General features: G+C 58.2%; 14 protein-coding genes. 5 read left to right on the plus strand and 9 right to left on the minus strand.

Annotated elements, in window-relative coordinates:
• Positions 1–29: 29 nt before the first annotated feature.
• The 9 genes from GOW98_RS07475 to GOW98_RS07515 all read right to left on the minus strand — a co-directional run bounded on the left by GOW98_RS07475 (position 30) and on the right by GOW98_RS07515 (position 11,026).
• Positions 30–1,337, minus strand: a complete 1,308-nt coding sequence (locus tag GOW98_RS07475; protein ID WP_170330542.1) for an ABC transporter permease — start codon at positions 1,335–1,337, stop codon at positions 30–32.
• Positions 1,334–2,254, minus strand: coding sequence for an ABC transporter permease (locus GOW98_RS07480; protein WP_170330544.1), 921 nt, complete (start codon positions 2,252–2,254; stop codon positions 1,334–1,336). Before GOW98_RS07480 ends, GOW98_RS07475 begins: the two co-directional genes overlap by 4 nt.
• Before the next feature lie 11 nt (positions 2,255–2,265).
• Positions 2,266–3,378 carry an ABC transporter ATP-binding protein gene (locus GOW98_RS07485; protein WP_170330546.1) on the minus strand — a complete coding sequence of 371 codons (1,113 nt, stop codon included), beginning with the start codon at positions 3,376–3,378 and terminating at the stop codon, positions 2,266–2,268.
• A gap of 118 nt (positions 3,379–3,496) precedes the next feature.
• Positions 3,497–4,621: an extracellular solute-binding protein gene (locus tag GOW98_RS07490; RefSeq protein ID WP_170330548.1), complete on the minus strand. Its 1,125-nt coding sequence runs from the start codon at positions 4,619–4,621 to the stop codon at positions 3,497–3,499.
• A 148-nt stretch (positions 4,622–4,769) separates the two neighbouring features.
• Positions 4,770–6,734 carry a beta-galactosidase gene (locus GOW98_RS07495; RefSeq protein ID WP_170330550.1) on the minus strand — a complete coding sequence of 655 codons (1,965 nt, stop codon included), beginning with the start codon at positions 6,732–6,734 and terminating at the stop codon, positions 4,770–4,772.
• Positions 6,731–8,377, minus strand: coding sequence for an amino acid ABC transporter permease (locus GOW98_RS07500; RefSeq protein ID WP_170330553.1), 1,647 nt, complete (start codon positions 8,375–8,377; stop codon positions 6,731–6,733). The genes GOW98_RS07495 and GOW98_RS07500 overlap by 4 nt, the downstream gene beginning before the upstream one ends.
• Before the next feature lie 66 nt (positions 8,378–8,443).
• Positions 8,444–9,193 carry a basic amino acid ABC transporter substrate-binding protein gene (locus GOW98_RS07505; protein ID WP_254437932.1) on the minus strand — a complete coding sequence of 250 codons (750 nt, stop codon included), beginning with the start codon at positions 9,191–9,193 and terminating at the stop codon, positions 8,444–8,446.
• 22 nt (positions 9,194–9,215) lie between these two features.
• Positions 9,216–10,262: a LacI family DNA-binding transcriptional regulator gene (locus GOW98_RS07510; RefSeq protein ID WP_170330557.1), complete on the minus strand. Its 1,047-nt coding sequence runs from the start codon at positions 10,260–10,262 to the stop codon at positions 9,216–9,218.
• On the minus strand, positions 10,262–11,026 hold the full coding sequence (locus tag GOW98_RS07515) for a sugar phosphate isomerase/epimerase family protein (protein ID WP_217359443.1): 765 nt from the start codon (positions 11,024–11,026) through the stop codon (positions 10,262–10,264). The genes GOW98_RS07510 and GOW98_RS07515 overlap by 1 nt, the downstream gene beginning before the upstream one ends.
• A gap of 305 nt (positions 11,027–11,331) precedes the next feature.
• On the opposite strand from GOW98_RS07515, the gene GOW98_RS07520 reads away from it, so the two are divergent.
• From GOW98_RS07520 to GOW98_RS07540, 5 genes are read left to right on the plus strand one after another with little or no spacing between them, the layout of a single operon-like run.
• The gene (locus GOW98_RS07520) at positions 11,332–13,413 is read left to right on the plus strand and encodes a family 1 glycosylhydrolase (protein WP_170330563.1); all 2,082 of its coding nucleotides are present in this window, start codon (positions 11,332–11,334) and stop codon (positions 13,411–13,413) included.
• A gap of 39 nt (positions 13,414–13,452) precedes the next feature.
• The gene (locus tag GOW98_RS07525) at positions 13,453–14,379 is read left to right on the plus strand and encodes a carbohydrate kinase family protein (protein WP_170330565.1); all 927 of its coding nucleotides are present in this window, start codon (positions 13,453–13,455) and stop codon (positions 14,377–14,379) included.
• Between the two features lie 16 nt (positions 14,380–14,395).
• On the plus strand, positions 14,396–15,067 hold the full coding sequence (locus tag GOW98_RS07530) for a D-lyxose/D-mannose family sugar isomerase (RefSeq protein WP_170330567.1): 672 nt from the start codon (positions 14,396–14,398) through the stop codon (positions 15,065–15,067).
• A gap of 43 nt (positions 15,068–15,110) precedes the next feature.
• Positions 15,111–15,437 carry a hypothetical protein gene (locus GOW98_RS07535; protein WP_217359444.1) on the plus strand — a complete coding sequence of 109 codons (327 nt, stop codon included), beginning with the start codon at positions 15,111–15,113 and terminating at the stop codon, positions 15,435–15,437.
• A gap of 10 nt (positions 15,438–15,447) precedes the next feature.
• Entirely contained in the window at positions 15,448–15,921 is a 474-nt protein-coding gene (locus tag GOW98_RS07540) for a hypothetical protein (RefSeq protein ID WP_170330571.1), read from the plus strand.
• Positions 15,922–15,924 lie beyond the last annotated feature (3 nt).

The following is a 15,924-nucleotide window of genomic DNA, read 5'->3' on the forward strand; positions in this document are numbered from 1 at the left end:
GGCGCGTTGTCTTCCGTCAGACGCGAAGCTTACTGGTCACTTTGCAGACTGTGGGGGTCGAAGGCCCCGCCAAACCCACCATTGTTTGAGGGCTGGGTTTCGGTATCCGAGGCGCCCTCGTCATCGTCACCGCCCAGTGCGTTCGGATCAAACACGTTACCGAAGCCCGAGTTATTGGTGCCAGAGTCCGGTTCCGCCCCCTCTTCCGTAGCACCGGGTTGTAGGTCACCGGGCTCAAACACACCTTCAAAGCGCTGTTTGCGTTCTTCCTCACGCTGCTTGCGCTGCTCTTCACGCTGCTTGCGCAACTCTTCGATGCGCTGCTGGGCTTCCAGTTGCTTCTGCTCTCGCACGTCGGCAATGCACTGCGCCGGGTTGTAGGCCGTCGCGGTGCCAATCAAGGTGATCGTGGCCACGGCGAACACAACAACAAGAACCGCAGCCATGTTGCCGGAGAAGAAGCTGGGCAGTTTGATTTTGCCCGCCAGTTCCTCGACGGTGGCATTCTTGCGCGCGGCGGCAACCAGTTCCTGCCGTTTCAGCTTGGCCTCGTTCAGCAATGCAAAGAACACGGTCATTGCCACGATGATGAAGGCCAGTGCCGAGATTGACGGCGTGATGCCGTAGCGCACTTTTTGCGCCAGTTCGATGGTCAGCGTTGGGTATTCACCAAAGGTGAAGGTGGTGGTGTTGTAGTTCTCGAACGAGGCGAGAAACGCCAACACCGCCGCCGACGCAATCGCCGGGCGCATGAACGGCAGCAGGATCTTGCGGAATGCCTGCGCGTGCGATGCGCCGAGGTCCAATGCGGCCTCGGTCAGTGCGATATCATAGCGCTGCAACCGCGCCACCAGCACCAACATGCAATAGCTGGCTATGAAGGTGGATTGGCCAATCACCGTCAGGAAAATTCCGTTCGACAATACGCTGTCCGCGCCCAGCCCAAGCATCCGGTTGATCCGGTCCCAGAACACCAGCGTTGAGATACCCAGAACCACGCCCGGGATCAGGATTGGCGCGATGATGACCGTGTAATAGGTCGCCCGCAGCTTGGGCCAGATCTGTGTCAGCATCAGCGCGCCCGCCAGCCCCATCGCAACCGACAGAACCACCGTCCCGGCTCCGATGATAAGCGAGTTCTTGATGCCGTTCAGGATACGCTGATCCTGAAACAGCTCGCCGAACCACTGGAAAGTCAGGCATTCCCACGGCGTCATCCTCGGGAAGGCCGAAGAGTTGAAAGCTGTGACCGACATGATCACCAGCGGGCCCAGCAGGTACAGGAAGAAGATGACCAGATAGGCCCAGATGCTTAGGCGGAGGAAGGAATTGTTCATTTCCCGATATCCCCCATGTTCACCTTGAACAGGCGCATCATCGCCAGCACGAACAGGATACAGGTCACCAGCAGCACGATGGCGTAGGCGGCCCCCTGCGGCCAGTCATTGTTGTCGTTGAACTGCTGATAGATCAGCTGCGTGAACCACAAGCTGGACGGCCCGCCTAGAATCTGCGGTGCGGCCAGTGCGCCTGCGGACAGCATGAAGACCATGGTACAGCCCGAGCTGATCCCTGGCTTGGCGTAGGGAATGACCACCCGCCAGTGAATCCGCCACCAGGGCGCTCCCAGATCACGCGCTGCCTCGATTTGATTGCCGTCCAAACTTTCGATCACGTTGTAGATCGGGAAGATCATCAGCAGGATGTAGGCATAGCCCAAACCCGCATAGAGCGCGATGTCGTTGCGGATGAAGTCAAACGGCGTGTCCCAGATGCCCAGACCCATGAACAGGGTGTTCAGCACACCGGTCTCGCCAAAGATAATCCGAAGTGCAAAGGCCCGCAGGATTTCATTGATCCAGTAAGGGATGATCAGCATGATCGCAAAGATGCGGATATGGCTGCCCTTGGACTGACCCAGATAATAGGCGATCGGGTAGCAGATGATCAGGTTGAAGATCGTCACACAGACCGCCGCGAGCAGCGTGCGGAAGAACACACGCAGATCGACGGCGTTATAGTCCTGACTGCCGCCCTCGGGGCCGTAGATCAAGTATTTGTAGTTCTCTAGCGTATAGACGTCCTTAGGCCCGCCAATCTCAGGCGGTGGCAGGTTCGGACGGAATGAGAAATCGAGCATCGACAGCTGTGGCAGAATAATCAGACCGATGGTCCAGAACAGGACCAGACCCAGTATCGCCAGCCCCATGCCGGTGCCGTTGCGGTTGAAAAACTCTTTCAGAAAGCGGGGCATGTGTTTTCCCCCTATTCCGCGGCCAGCTCACCCGCCGGAACCAGAACCGCGTTCTGGGTTTCATATTCCAGCGTGATGTTCTGCCCGGTGTGATCCTGAAAGGACTGCCCGTGGTTCGGGATCGACACTTTGATCTCTTTGCCGCCCTCGCCTTCGGTGAAGATGTTGAAGACATTGCCTTCGAATTCTTCGTGGTTCACCCGCGCGGTGACAAAGTGATCGCCGGTGGCACCATCGGGTGCGATGGCAAAGGCCTCGGGGCGGATGAACATCATCGCGTCGTCACCCTCTTTCATCTTGCCCTGATTGGCGGATGAGATCCGCGCGACCAGATCGCCAGAGCGGTTGGTCTCGATCAGTGCCTCGGCCCCCATGACCTGCTTGATCTTGCCGCGGAACACGTTGTTTTCGCCCACGAATGAGGCCGCAAAGGCCGTATTCGGGTCATTATAGATCGTCTTGCCATCGGCAATCTGGTCAATCACCCCGGCCCGCATGACGGCGATGTTGTCCGACATAGTAAGCGCTTCGCCCTGATCATGAGTGATATAGATGAAGGTGATGCCGACACGCTGCTGAATTTCCCGCAACTCGGTCCGCATGTGTTGACGCAACTTAAGGTCCAGTGCCGACAGTGGTTCATCCAGCAGCAGCACATCCGGCTCGGCGCAAAGGGCGCGGGCAATCGCAACCCGCTGACGTTGACCACCGGACAATTCGCTGGGTAGCTTGTCGCCCTGCCCCGGCAGAGCAATCATGTCCAGCAATTCGTCGGCACGCTTGCGGCGTTCCTTGGCACTGGCGCCTTTGATCTCCATGGAAAACGTAATGTTCTCCCAAACTTTCATCAGCGGGAACAACGCCAGGTTTTGAAAAATCAGGGCCGTCGGACGCTTGTTCGGGCCGATGCCCTGCATATCGTTGCCACCGATCAAAACCCGGCCCTCACTTGGATCCAGAAAGCCCGAGACCGCACGCAGGATCGTCGTCTTGCCGCAGCCCGAGGGGCCCAGAAACGAAAAGAAATCGCCCCCGTTGATGTTCACATTGGCGTCCCGCACGGCGACAAAGTCACCGAAACGGATCCACAGGTTTTCAAGATCTACACCGACCCCTGCACTCATTTTTGGTATCTCCGTCAGGTGCGTTTGCTAACCGCACCAAAAAAGCCTCCGTCACGCCGAAACGGCGTGCGGGTAAATTGCCCCCCGCGCAATGGCGGAGGGCAGCGTTTCAAAGCAATCAGGCGCTTTTGAACTTGTTGACGAACTCGGTGCGGGTTTCCGCATACCACGGGGCTTCGGCCGGCCACGGGTTCAGGTTCGCCAGCGAGTCGCCCGGATAGGCCTCGGCAAAGTTCTTTTTGTAGGTGTCGCCGGAATACTGATCGGCGCCCAGAACCGGCGAGTTATAGCCGTGGCTGTCAATTGCAACACCGGCCGGTTTCGCCTGGAAGGCGAAGTCGATGAAGGCATAGACCTGATCGATATTGGCCGCGCCCGTCGGCATTGCCATACCGTCAACCCAAGCCATCGCACCTTCGATCGGGGCCTGATAGTGTACCGGCTCACCTGCCGATTTCAGCGCCAGCGGCGGGCCGTCCCATGTCTGACCGACCACAACACCTTCGTTCAGCAGGCCATTTTTCTGCGTATCGGCGTCATTCCAGATCAGCTTGATCCGGTTCTTGCGCTCGATGCACCAGTCGGTGATCTGACCCCAGACCTTGCGCATGGTCTCTTCATCGCCATACGCGGCCCAGACCGAGCCCGGCTCCATCTCACCAGCGCGTTCCATATAAAGGCCTGCGCCCAGCATCATCGAATGTGCCCGGCCCATTGTCTTACCGGCGTTTTCTTCGGACCAGACATCGCCATAAGAGGGCGCGTCGCCTTCGGGCAGCCACAGGTCGGTGCGATAGGCGATGCCTTCGGTACCCCAGATATGCGGCAGCCAATGTACGCCGCTGTCACCGAAGTTCCATGCATCCGTACCAATCGCGGCCATCGCCGGGTTCACCAGATCGATCGGCACCTTGCTCATGTCGAAGGGCTGCAACAGTTCCAGCGGTTCCCACTGCAGCGAGCGGTTGTTGGTCGGCGACACGATGTCAAAACCCTGACCCTTGGTCGCCTTCATCTTGTTGATGATTTCCTCGTTCGACCCGATACCGGTGTAATTCACCTTGATACCGGTCAGGGTCTCGAATTCCTGAATGAAGCTGGGCGGCAGGTAATCCGACCACATCAGAATGTTGATCTCACCCGAGGACGCCAGCGCGCTTTTGCTATAAAGCGGTGCCGCCAGCGCAGCAGCACCTGCGCCTTTCAGGACAGAGCGTCTGGAAAGCGTTTTCCGTTCAGCCATTTTCGTTTCTCCCGTTGTTGGACTTTGTAGTTTTTTTGTTTTGTTAGTGCAGGCTAGACCTTTGCGGCAGTGCTGTCAGTCCAAAAGTGACAGTTTCCAGTTTTCATAGGTCCAGTTTGCGATCGAATCTGTCAGAACCGGGATCGCGTCACGGCTCTATCCAGACTGAGACACCATAGGGCGGGATTTCAGAAGTACCAACAAGATATTGGCGATCCTCGGGGTCGGACAATATCTGCGGCGTTGCGCCGAAATTGAAGGCAAAGACCAAAGCGCCCCGGCGCGCGAGGCGCACATCCCTGTTGTTTTCCGTTACTGGGATTCCCGCCCAGTTCAGCGCCTCGGTCAGAATAGTCTGCAACAGCGGCCCGCGCGGGATCATCGCCAGGTACATCGCCCGATCCGACTGCACAATTGCCGGGCTGCCATCCCGGTAAGCGCTTGAAAAACAGGCTGCTATCGAATGTTCAGTCTCGATGATTTCGCGCCATCCGGTGAATTCGTGCTGTGTGCCGTCCTGCAGACGCACCGATTCCCGCGCCAGATCGGGCAATGATTCGACCCTCAGAACCCGGACACCCACCAAATCGGCCAACTCACCCGGGGCGAGGTTTTGGGGTGTGTGCATGTCGGCGGTCTTACTGCCCGCGCGGGCACCGATCAGCAGCTTTGCCTGACTGTCCCGCAACCGTTTCGCCAGATCTTTAGAGACGATCATGCTTTGCGGCAAAACGATCATTGCATAGCCGGTCAGGTCATCCTCTGGCCCGACAAAATCCAGATCAACGCCAAGAGATCGCAGCCCCGCATACCATTCTCGGAAAATCTGTGCATTCGGGAACGCGTCATCGTGGGGAAGGATATCGGCGGCCCAGATGGACGGATAATCCAGCAGAATGGCAACCGACGCCCGTTGGCGTGTTGCCGAAGGCAATACAGCTCGCTCCTGAACCACCTGCGCCAGTTCCAGCGCGGCCTGATCTGGACTGCCGTCCGAGCGCAACAGGGCGGTGTGAAACTGCTCTTGCGCGAATTTGGCCTGTCGCCAGCGGAAGAACATCACCGCCTGCGCGCCGTGGGCATAGGCTGCCCACGTCCACAGCCGAACCATGCCATCTGCCGGGGATGGGTTCTTTTCCGCCCAGTCCACGGGGCCGGGCTGCTGTTCCAGCACCCACATGCGCCCGTTGCCCTGTGACCTGTAGAGATCGCAGTGAAACCCCTGATAATCCGGCGCACCTGTGCGCAGGTATCGGTGCTTGTCCTCATCGGACAGGGTCGAGCCCAGCAGGTTGCCCAACGGATAGCTGTCGAAGCCGACGATATCCAGATCGGTCGCGACGGCGTGATGATCGAATTCGAAACTGCCCGCCATGAAGTTATGAGTGATATCCCGGCCTGGGGAAAATTGCCGAACGATGTACACCTGCGCCCGGTTGAACAACCGCACCCGTTCCGAAGAATAGCGCGCGAAATCAAGCGCATGGGTCGGGTTGGGATTGGCCACCAGCCCATTGGGCAGCTCGATCTGGTCAAAGCTTGTATAGCCGGATGCCCAGAACACGGTGCCCCATGTCCGGTTCAGATTGTAGATGGTGCCGTAACGCTGCTCCAACCAGCGGCGGAACCCGTCGCGCGCCGCATCCGAGTAGCTGAGCACCGTGTCATGGTCGTTATACTCATTGTCGATCTGCCAGGCGTGGACATGACGGTTTTCTCCATAACGGCGGGCGTATTCGGTTGCGATCCGGCGCGACTCGGCCAGATAAACGTCGCTGGAAAAACAATAATGCCTGCGGGACCCGAACCCCCTGACGCGCCCATCCGGACCAACCGGCAGGATTTCCGGGTACTCATTGATCAGCCATTTCGGCGGCGCGGCCGTCGGCGTGGACATCATCACGCGCAGGCCCGCATCACCCAGAATGTCTATCACCTCGTCCAGCCAGCCCCAGTTGAACTGCCCCCGCTCGGGTTCAATCAGACTCCAGGTAAATTCTGCAAGGCGCACCCAGTCGAGGCCCATCTCGACCATCCGGCGTGCATCCTCGCGCCAAAGCGACTGATCCCATTGTTCGGGATAGTAGCAAACCCCCAGTTCAAGCTTGCTCATCGGTTTTCCCTTGCCGTGCGGCGTTCGATCCATTTCAGGAAGCTGGCGCAGCCCAGCGTGATCACGACATAGAGGATCGCCGCGGTGTTAAACGGTGCAAAGGGCAGGAAACTGGCGGCCTGAAACTCGCGCATCCGCTGGGTCATATCGCGGACCGACAGGATCGACAGCAGCGAAGTATCCTTGATCATCGCAATGAATTCATTGCCCAAGGGCGGCGTCACGATCCGCAACGCCTGCGGCAGGATGATCAACCGCGCGGTTTGCCAGCGGGACAGGCCGAGCGAGCCACCCGCTTCGATCTGTCCACGAGGGATGGCCTCGATGCCGGACCGGAAAATCTCGGCCATATAGGCAGAATAACCCACAGATATGGCGATGATCCCGCGCGTCATATTGGTCATGTCGATGCCGCCGCCGGTGGCGTCCTTGACCGCCCCCGCCAGAGGCAGGCCGATATAGAGAATGATCACCAGCATCGGAATGCCGCGGATCGTGTCGACAAAGAACTCGGCCCCCACGGCCAGCGGGTGCAGTTTGTGTTGTGCCCCGCCAACGGTCAGCGTCAGCAGCAGAAAGCCAAAGACGGCAAAAGCCAGCGCCGGGTTACGGTATTTGTCCGGCAGGAACTGTGTCCGCCAGATCACCGGATACCCCTTGGTGTTGGTGCCAACCGGAACAAATGCACCCGAGACACTGTCTACGGTTTCGATCTGCTCCAGCGCGCTGGCCGCATCCGGGGCGCTGCGGATACGATATTGCGGGCTTTCACCTTCCTGAAACTCACCAAAGCGGATCATGTCGGCCTGCGCTTGCGGAGTGCCGCGTACGATGGCGATGCGGGCGTCCAGCGTACCGATGAGCTCATATTTGACCTGTGGCTGCATGAAGAAAAACGCCGAGATGGCCAGCAAGGCCAGACTGATGCAGCCATAGGTGACGGTCGTGCGGGCCTTGGGTTTGAACGATTGCAGCCCGACCCAGATCAGGCCCAGAATGGCTGCGAAGATATAGGCGAAGATAGCCGCCCGGAACGTGATCGCCACCCCGGTGGCGAATTGCCAATGCGCCATGAACATCAGATAGAACAGAACCGCGCCTGTCAGGATTTCAAACCCCAGACGCACATAGGCCCGCGACCCGTTTGGTAGACGAGAGGACATCAGGATCGCGGCAACGACAAGAGCGTAAATTACCAGCACGATTTGCAGCCCGGTCTGAACCTTATCGACCACCTCGGGGAACAGCACCCACGTTTGCGAGGATCTGTCGATCAGAGTCGATGTGTTTTCGCTGAGGGCGTGAAAAAAGACAGACTCGGCAAAGGGCATCAGTACCTGCGGCGCCGCGAGCCCCAAAACCGCCAACACCAACGCTGATGGCAATGCCACTAGCGCCGCAACCCGCAGCCAGCCCGGCGCGGCGTCGTGAAAGCGCGCGTATCGAGCACAGAGATACCCCAGAATTGCCACCGCGATAATGATCAGAAACCCAACAAAAATCGGCCCTGCGTTATTGCCGATCCCTAAGATCGCAATCAGTGACCGCAGGTATTTCGACGAAGTGGCAAACAAGTAGATGATGAACGGAGCAGCGGCGAGCAACACAAGGTTGCTCGGGCGGATCGAGCTTAGGCGCGACATGGGACCTCTCTGCAGATATGCGGCCCGGTCGCTACTTGCGCCGGGCCGTTACGGGAAAGACCGGTGTTACTCGGTGCTCCAGTACTTGCCTATCAACGTGTCCAGAGTGCCGTCGGCCTTGATCGCCTCAAGCCCTGCGTTGATCGCGTCAACCGTGGCGTCGCCCTCCTGGAAAACAATGCCCAGCGGATCGGATTGCAATCCGGTGATGCCGACCGTCAGTTCGCCCGCGAATTCCTGCTCGTAAGCAGAGGCCGAAGTGCCGTCGATGATCACACCCTGAACATCGGCGTTCTGCAGTGCCAGGATCGCGGCTGAAAAGTTGTCATAAAGGCTGACATTCTCACGCCCGACCAGTTCCTCGGCCAGTTGCGCATTGGTGGTGCCGGTCTGTGCGGCCAGTTTCAGGCCACCAGCCTTGAAATCGTCCAGCGTCAGGTCGGCGTTATCAACTTGCAAAATAATGGCTTGGCTCACCACGATGTAGGGCTCGGAGAAGTCCATCGTTTCTTCGCGTTCCGGTGTGATTGACACGCCCGAAATCACCAGATCAAACTCTCCCTGCTGGAGCGCTGCAAAGATGCCATCCCATGCAGTATTGACGAAATTCGGAACACAATTCACCTTTTCGCAAATCGCGTTCATCACATCCACGTCAAAGCCCACGATCTCACCAGTCGTCTCATCGACTGTCTCCATCGGCGGATAGGTGGCGTCGGTTCCGATTTTAAGAACGCGCCCTTCCAGATCGGCGGCAAAAGCCGCTGGGGCGGCCATCGCAGTCAGAGCGGCTGCGGCCAGTAGATTCTTGAACATCTTCATTACTCCTTCTGTTGGTCTATTTTGTGGGCGCTGTGTGCAGCGCAGGGGTGTCAGGTTGGCGCTCGATGAGTGTGGCCCTGATCTTTTTCTGGGTCTCGGACGGGTTGGCCCCGTCCAAAGCTTTCAACATGTATTCGCCTAGAAGGCGGCTGGTCTCTTCGATCGGCACATAATAAGTGCTGGTCGGTGGCACGAAATAGCGGCTGAGTTGCAAATCATCGGTCGAAATCACCACTAAATCCCTGCCGATCCGAACCCCGGCGGCATGGGCGGCGGACAACACGCCCAAGGTCATAGCCTCATTCGCGCAGATACAGGCCGTCGGGCGATCCGGCAGCCGCATCAGCGCGTCAAAGCTATTCTGCCCCGTGCGTGCCGTAGTAGAGCCATTGAAAATCAGGGCCGAGTCGATCGGAATTCCACCATCAGTCAGGGCCTGTTCGTATCCGGTTTGGCGCTGGGTGGCGTAGATCAGCTCAGCCGGAGGGTTCACCAAGGCAATACGACGGTGTCCCAGACGCACCAACCGCGCGGTGGCGTCGAACGCTGCCGCCTGACTGTCGAAGTCCACATAGGCGTGCTCCATTTTGCTATCGCTCATCCCCATGGTGACAAACGGGAAGGCATGTTGCTGTAGAAAAGCAATGCGAGGGTCATCATGGAGGGTGCCCGAGAATATAACGCCATCCGCCAGCCCATCCTGAACGATCCGCGCCAATGTCGTCATGGCATCCGGGATATCGGCCACATTGAACACACTCATTTCATAACGTGACCCCTGCAAGGCCGCTGAAATTCCGGCCAGAATACGCGTGAACTCCACCCCTTCCCATTCCTCTGCCGCGTCCGGCGACACGCTGACCAAAACTGCGATGCGATAGGACTTGTTGGTGCGCAACTTCAACCCATCCATGTTGACGCGATAACCTAATCGGGTCGCAACGGCCTGAATCTCTTGGCGTGTCTCTGACTTGACAGATGCTGCCCCGCGCAGCGCATTTGAGACGGTGCCGACGGAATAGCCGGTCTCTTTGGCAATCGACTTGATCGTCGCGCGCGCCACTATCCGACCTCTGCCGAGAGATGACGTTCAAGAAATCTGTGCCCGGTCTGAAGGGTTTCGGCATGTTTGGTCGTTTCATCATGTTCGACAAACAGATCAGTGCATGGGCTTGATTCCAAAATGTGCAGTACGCGGGGCCAATCCACCACGCCCTGCCCCAGGTTGCGCCAGCGCTCATCGCCTTGGCCTGCCGAGGGTTCGGCATCCTTGGCATGAACCGAAACGATCCGGTCCGCATAGCGCTGCAACAGTCGTGTCGGATCCTTTTGAGACACCGCCAACCACCCGATATCGGGTTGCCAGTACAGATTCTCCTGCGCCAGGATCAAGTCCAACGGCGTTTCGTCAGAAAGTTCGGTAAGGTCATAATCATGATTGTGGTAGGCAAGGTGAATGTCATGTTCTGCCAGCTGGGCACCCCAATCTGCCAACTGGCCCGACACGTCCATCCATCCCTCGGACGTGTCGGGCCTCGCCTCGGGCGTCAGCCACGGCATGACGGCCACCCGGCATCTTAACAACCTTAGCAGATCGAGAATTTCGTCAAAGCGAGTCTCAAACTCCTCCCAGTCGAAATGTGCTGAACGCACGTTCAAGCCTGATCGTTCCACCCGGCGCACCATGTCCTGAGGGGTCAGATCGTGAAAACCAATCGTCTCAATATCCGTGAATCCGCAGGCGCTAACGAGATCCAGTTGAGAGGCTAGCCCCCCAATCTGCCGAACCGTATATAACTGCGCTGCAATCCGCATATCCCCGGTCAAACCATATTGAAACGTTTCAATTAGGTTGAAACAGCAATACGCCACTTGTCAAGCATAGGGTTTCGACGCGCATCCTCGTCACGAAACTCCGTGTAATTCGAGTTGCGTTGACTTCCCCATCGAATAAGCAGTCGGTTTTTCTGTTGTTAGCGCTATCATTTTCCCATATCATCGCCCCTTATGGAGTTGTGGCAAAGTGCCCATTCAAGGTGGCAATGTACCGAAAGGAGCCATGAAACTGGAATACCACAGGCCAAGTTGATAGTTGGCCGCGCAATCGTGCCCGGCCAAAACAGGAACTGATCATGCTATTTAAACGCGCAGATTTCCCCAAAGATTTCCTCTTTGGCAGTACCGTCCTTGGTGGGCAGCACGAAGGCTCTACTCTGGGCGACGTGTTACCGGGCGCGAATGGCAATCAGGCCTGTGGACATGGAGGCTTTAATCCGCGGGAACTGGATCTGGTTCGCGAAGCCGGGTTTGACTGCTACCGCTTTTCGGTCAAATGGGCGCATGTCATGCCCAATGGTCGTGGCGTGGTAAGCCAGAAAGGGTTGGACTATTACGACAGTCTGGCCGATGCCTTGTTAGAGCGCGAGCTTCGACCTTGTGCGACGCTTTATGACAACACCCTTCCTGAGGCACTGGCAGACCTGGGCGGATGGCGGAACCGCGATTGTGCTGGTTGGTTTTCCGACTTCACTGAGATTGTCATGAGCAACATCGGTGACCGCATTTATAGTGTTGCGCCAATTGAAATGCCCTCATCTTTCAGCATGCTAGGCGAAGCTCAAACATCAGGTTTGAACGAGAACCGGGCCAAAGCACGTATGATGCATCACCTTTTGGTGGCCCATGGAAAAGCAATCGCGGCAATGCGTGGTTTGGGGATGACCAATCTGGGCGCGGTGTTCAGTCTGGACCTTACCTCCTCCGCTGCTTCCAGCCCTGACATTGCCGTTGAGTTGGACGATATCTTAAGCCAGTGCTTTCTGGGCGGCGTATTCAACAACGCCTACCCGGACGTTTTGCTGGAGATTCTTGAACCTATCCTGCCGACGGCATGGCGGGATGATTTCGAAGCCATTGGCACGCCGATTGATTGGTGCGGCCTACGTTTCAACTCACTCAAGCCGATTGATCCCAATGCCCTGACCTCCATCCAGCAGGCTTATACGAAGGAGCTGCCTATCTATCTCATGGAAAACGGCGAAAATGGCTCTGAACCCCCGCACGATGACAAAGGCCTCAATCAGAACCTGAAAGTCGTGCAAAAAACTCTGGAACTCGGCACGCCAGTGAAAGGCTACTTCATCCGAACATCTGGGAAAGATAACCTGCCCGCTCTGGAAACCATGTTAGCAGGAAGCTCGGTCTCGCTGCCCCTCGCGCAGCCCGCCGGCGCCATGCACGAACATTGGAATCTGGTCGCCGATATTGGCGGCACCAATACGCGGTTGGGCGTGATCTCGAATGGCAAGCTGACCGATCTGCGGAAATACCCGACGGGCACCCTGCCCGAGTTGCTTGAGGCGTTTCACAGCCTGCGTGATGAGATCGGAACCGATCCGCGCGCCGTGGTGGCCGCCGGGGCCGGACCGGTTAAGGACGGAACGATCCGCCTGACCAATGCCAATCTCGATCTGTCCGAACATGATATCGGCAAAGCAACCGGTGCACAGCACACCTTTGTCATTAATGACTTCACCGCTGCCGCCTGGTCCGTGGCAGAGATCACCGGTGATGACGTCGAGGTTTTGCAGGGCGCCGCGACACCGCCCCGCGGAACAAGGCTGGTCGTAGGGCCGGGCACCGGTCTTGGCGTTGGTGCCCTGCTCTATTCAGAAGGTCGCTACCACACAGCTTCGGGAGAAGGAGGCCATGTAGGCCTGTCGCCCCGCCATGTCGATGAGGTCGAGGTTTTCCGCGCCGCCCGTCACATCTCACCAGATTGCTTTTTTGACGATACCTTGGTGCTTGAGGCTGAAATGTTCCTCAGCGGTACTGGCCTGCCGATCCTGTACCAAGCCGCCGGGATGGCCGCCGGTCAAGCCAATACACCAGTGCGCAGCGCCCGAGACATTCTGGAGGACGCCCGCGCACAAACCGACCCGATTGCGGTGAAAGCGGCGCATATGTTCACCACCCATCTGGGTGCGGTGATGGGCGATTTGGCCGTCGTGCTTATTCCCTCGGGCGGAGTGTTTCTTTTGGGTGGCGTCGCCGAAAAGAACCGCTGGCTGTTCAAGGACGCGTTCCGCGATGCATTCAACGCAGGTGGGCGGTTTAGCGATTTGCGGCGCTCATTCAACTTGTATGTTTCGGAACAGGACGAATTTGGCATTGTTGGCGCTAACAATTTCTGCAAAAGTGCGCTCGCGCGGTAGAATACGCACCTGACCTCATGAAACAGAAAGGACCACGGCATGATCCTTTGCTGCGGTGAAGCCCTGATCGACATGATCCCCACCCCGACCGTTTCGGGCGGTGAAGGGTTTGTGCCCCATTCCGGCGGCGCCATTTTTAATACGGCGATTGCGCTGGGGCGGTTGGGGGCTCCGGTCGGGCTGCTGACGGGGCTGTCTTCGGATATGTTCGGGGAGCAATTGGCCGATGCCCTGCAGGCCAGCCATGTGGACGGCAGCCATGTGATCCGCTCGAATCGACCGACCACACTGGCCTTTGTGCAGCTGAAGGACGGGCACGCAACCTACAGCTTTGTGGATGAAAACTCGGCCGGGCGGATGTTGACGCCCGAGGACATGCCCGACCAGTTGCCCGCCGTGTCGGCGCTGTATTTCGGTGGGATCAGTCTGGCCTGCGAACCCTGCGCGGATGCCTATGCTGCGCTGCTGGACAAGCATGGGGCGGATCGAGCCGTAATGATCGATCCGAATATCCGGCCCGATTTCATCAAGGACCAGACCCGCTATCGCACCCGGCTGAACCTGATGATTGCGCAGGCGGATATCGTGAAGGTGTCAGACGAGGATCTGGACTGGATCGTCCCCGGCCCCGAAACCATCGCTGAGAAAGTGCCGCTTTTGCTTCAGGCTGGTCCGGCGGTTGTCATCGTCACCCGGGGCAGCGATGGTGCGTCGGGCTATCTGGCGGATGAGTCCGAAACCTCCGTCCCGGTTCCGCCGGTCGAGGTGGTCGATACAGTCGGTGCAGGCGACACTTTCAACGCCGGCGTTCTGGCTGAGCTGGAACAGGCGGGTCACCTGAGCAAACCCGCCCTTCGCGCCCTGACCCCCGACCAATTGCGCGCAGCCCTTGCCAAGGGGGCCGAGGTCGCCGCTGTCACCGTATCCCGCGCCGGGGCAAACCCGCCCTGGGCGCACGAGCTTTGACCTTAAAGAGACAGACATGAAAAGATCTGACATCAACGTTATCAAGACCGAGGCCGAAGCCTTCATCCGTTCGTTCGGTGCTGTGCTGCCACCCTTTGCCAACTGGTCCCCGGAACAGATGCGCAGTGAAAAAGCTGCAGGCATTCGCGAGCGCGGGCTGGGTTGGGACATCACCGATTATGGGCAGGGGCGCTTTGATGAGTTGGGCCTGTTTCTATTCACCCTGCGCAACGGCGATGTGGGCGATCTGAACAGCGGTCGCGGTATGCTTTATGCCGAAAAACTACTTGTCTCGCGCGACAAACAGCTATCACCGATGCACCGTCATATCATCAAGGCCGAGGATATCATCAACCGGGGCGGCGGCGATCTGGTGATGGAGATTTACGCCTCGGACGCCGAAGGTGGCATCGACCGCAACAATCCCGTTGTCGTGCCCAGCGATGGCTGCCCGGTCACGATCAAACCCGGCGAACTGCTGCGCCTGAAACCGGGCGAAAGTGTCACCCTGATGCCCGGCATCTGGCACGCCTTCTGGGCCGAAAAGGGAGATTGTCTGATCGGAGAGGTCTCAACCGTCAATGATGATCGCACCGATAACGTGTTCGAAGACCCGATCCCCCGCTTCGCCACCATCGAGGAAGATACCGCAGCCGATTTCCTGCTGGTCGCGGATTACTATTCCTGAAAAAGGATAAGTCCCTTTTCCAAAAACGGAAAAGCGCATTAACATGGTCCTTGAAGCCGGGGTTGAAGGTGTAAGCCTCAGCCCGCGCACCAATTGCAAGAGGACCGGTTCCATGGTCACGAAAGCCGAGCTTGAAGCCCAGGTCGCTGATTTGCGCCGCCAACTGGCCGAGCAATCCGCGGCCAGCCAACAGCCACCCGAGCCCGAGCCACATGACACGGTTGCCGACAGGATTGCGGAAAACTTCGACAACTGGTCCGGCCAGTTGGAAGAAGCTTTGACCGAGTTGGAGGACCTGCCGCACAAACGGCCAATCCTGTTTGCACTTGGTATCTTCACGCTTGGCTATCTGCTAGGCCGGTCCCGGTAGGAGCCCGATCATGAGCCGCATTTCCCGCAATATTTCAATCATTCTGCGCGCCGAACGGCTGATCGCCCAACGCCATGTCGCGGTGGCGGCCCGTCGCACCGGGTTCTACGCCGCAGCAGGACTGGCCGTCGGGCTGGCGGTCATCATGCTGAATGTGGCCGGGTTTTTCTGGTTGTCGGCGAGCCTGTCGAAACCGTTGGCGGCGCTGATCATAGCCGGGGCCAACCTGCTGCTGGCGCTTATCCTGGCCCTGCTGGCCAACACACAGAACGCGCAGGCCGATACCACGGCGGCGGTCGAGTTGCGCGATATGGCCTTGCAGGACATTGAAACCGACATCAAAGACACCCTGTCAGAGGCGCGCGGCACCGTGGCAGGCCTTCGACGCGACCCGCTGGGCGCGCTGACGCCCGATGTCATCAGCGCGATTCTGGGGACTCTAGTCCGATATGCCCGGCGGCGGAAAAACAAGCCGGACAAATAGCGG

It is taken from the genome of Ruegeria arenilitoris, from assembly GCF_013032445.1.
In the GTDB taxonomy this organism is placed as follows: Bacteria; Pseudomonadota; Alphaproteobacteria; order Rhodobacterales; family Rhodobacteraceae; genus Ruegeria; species Ruegeria arenilitoris_F.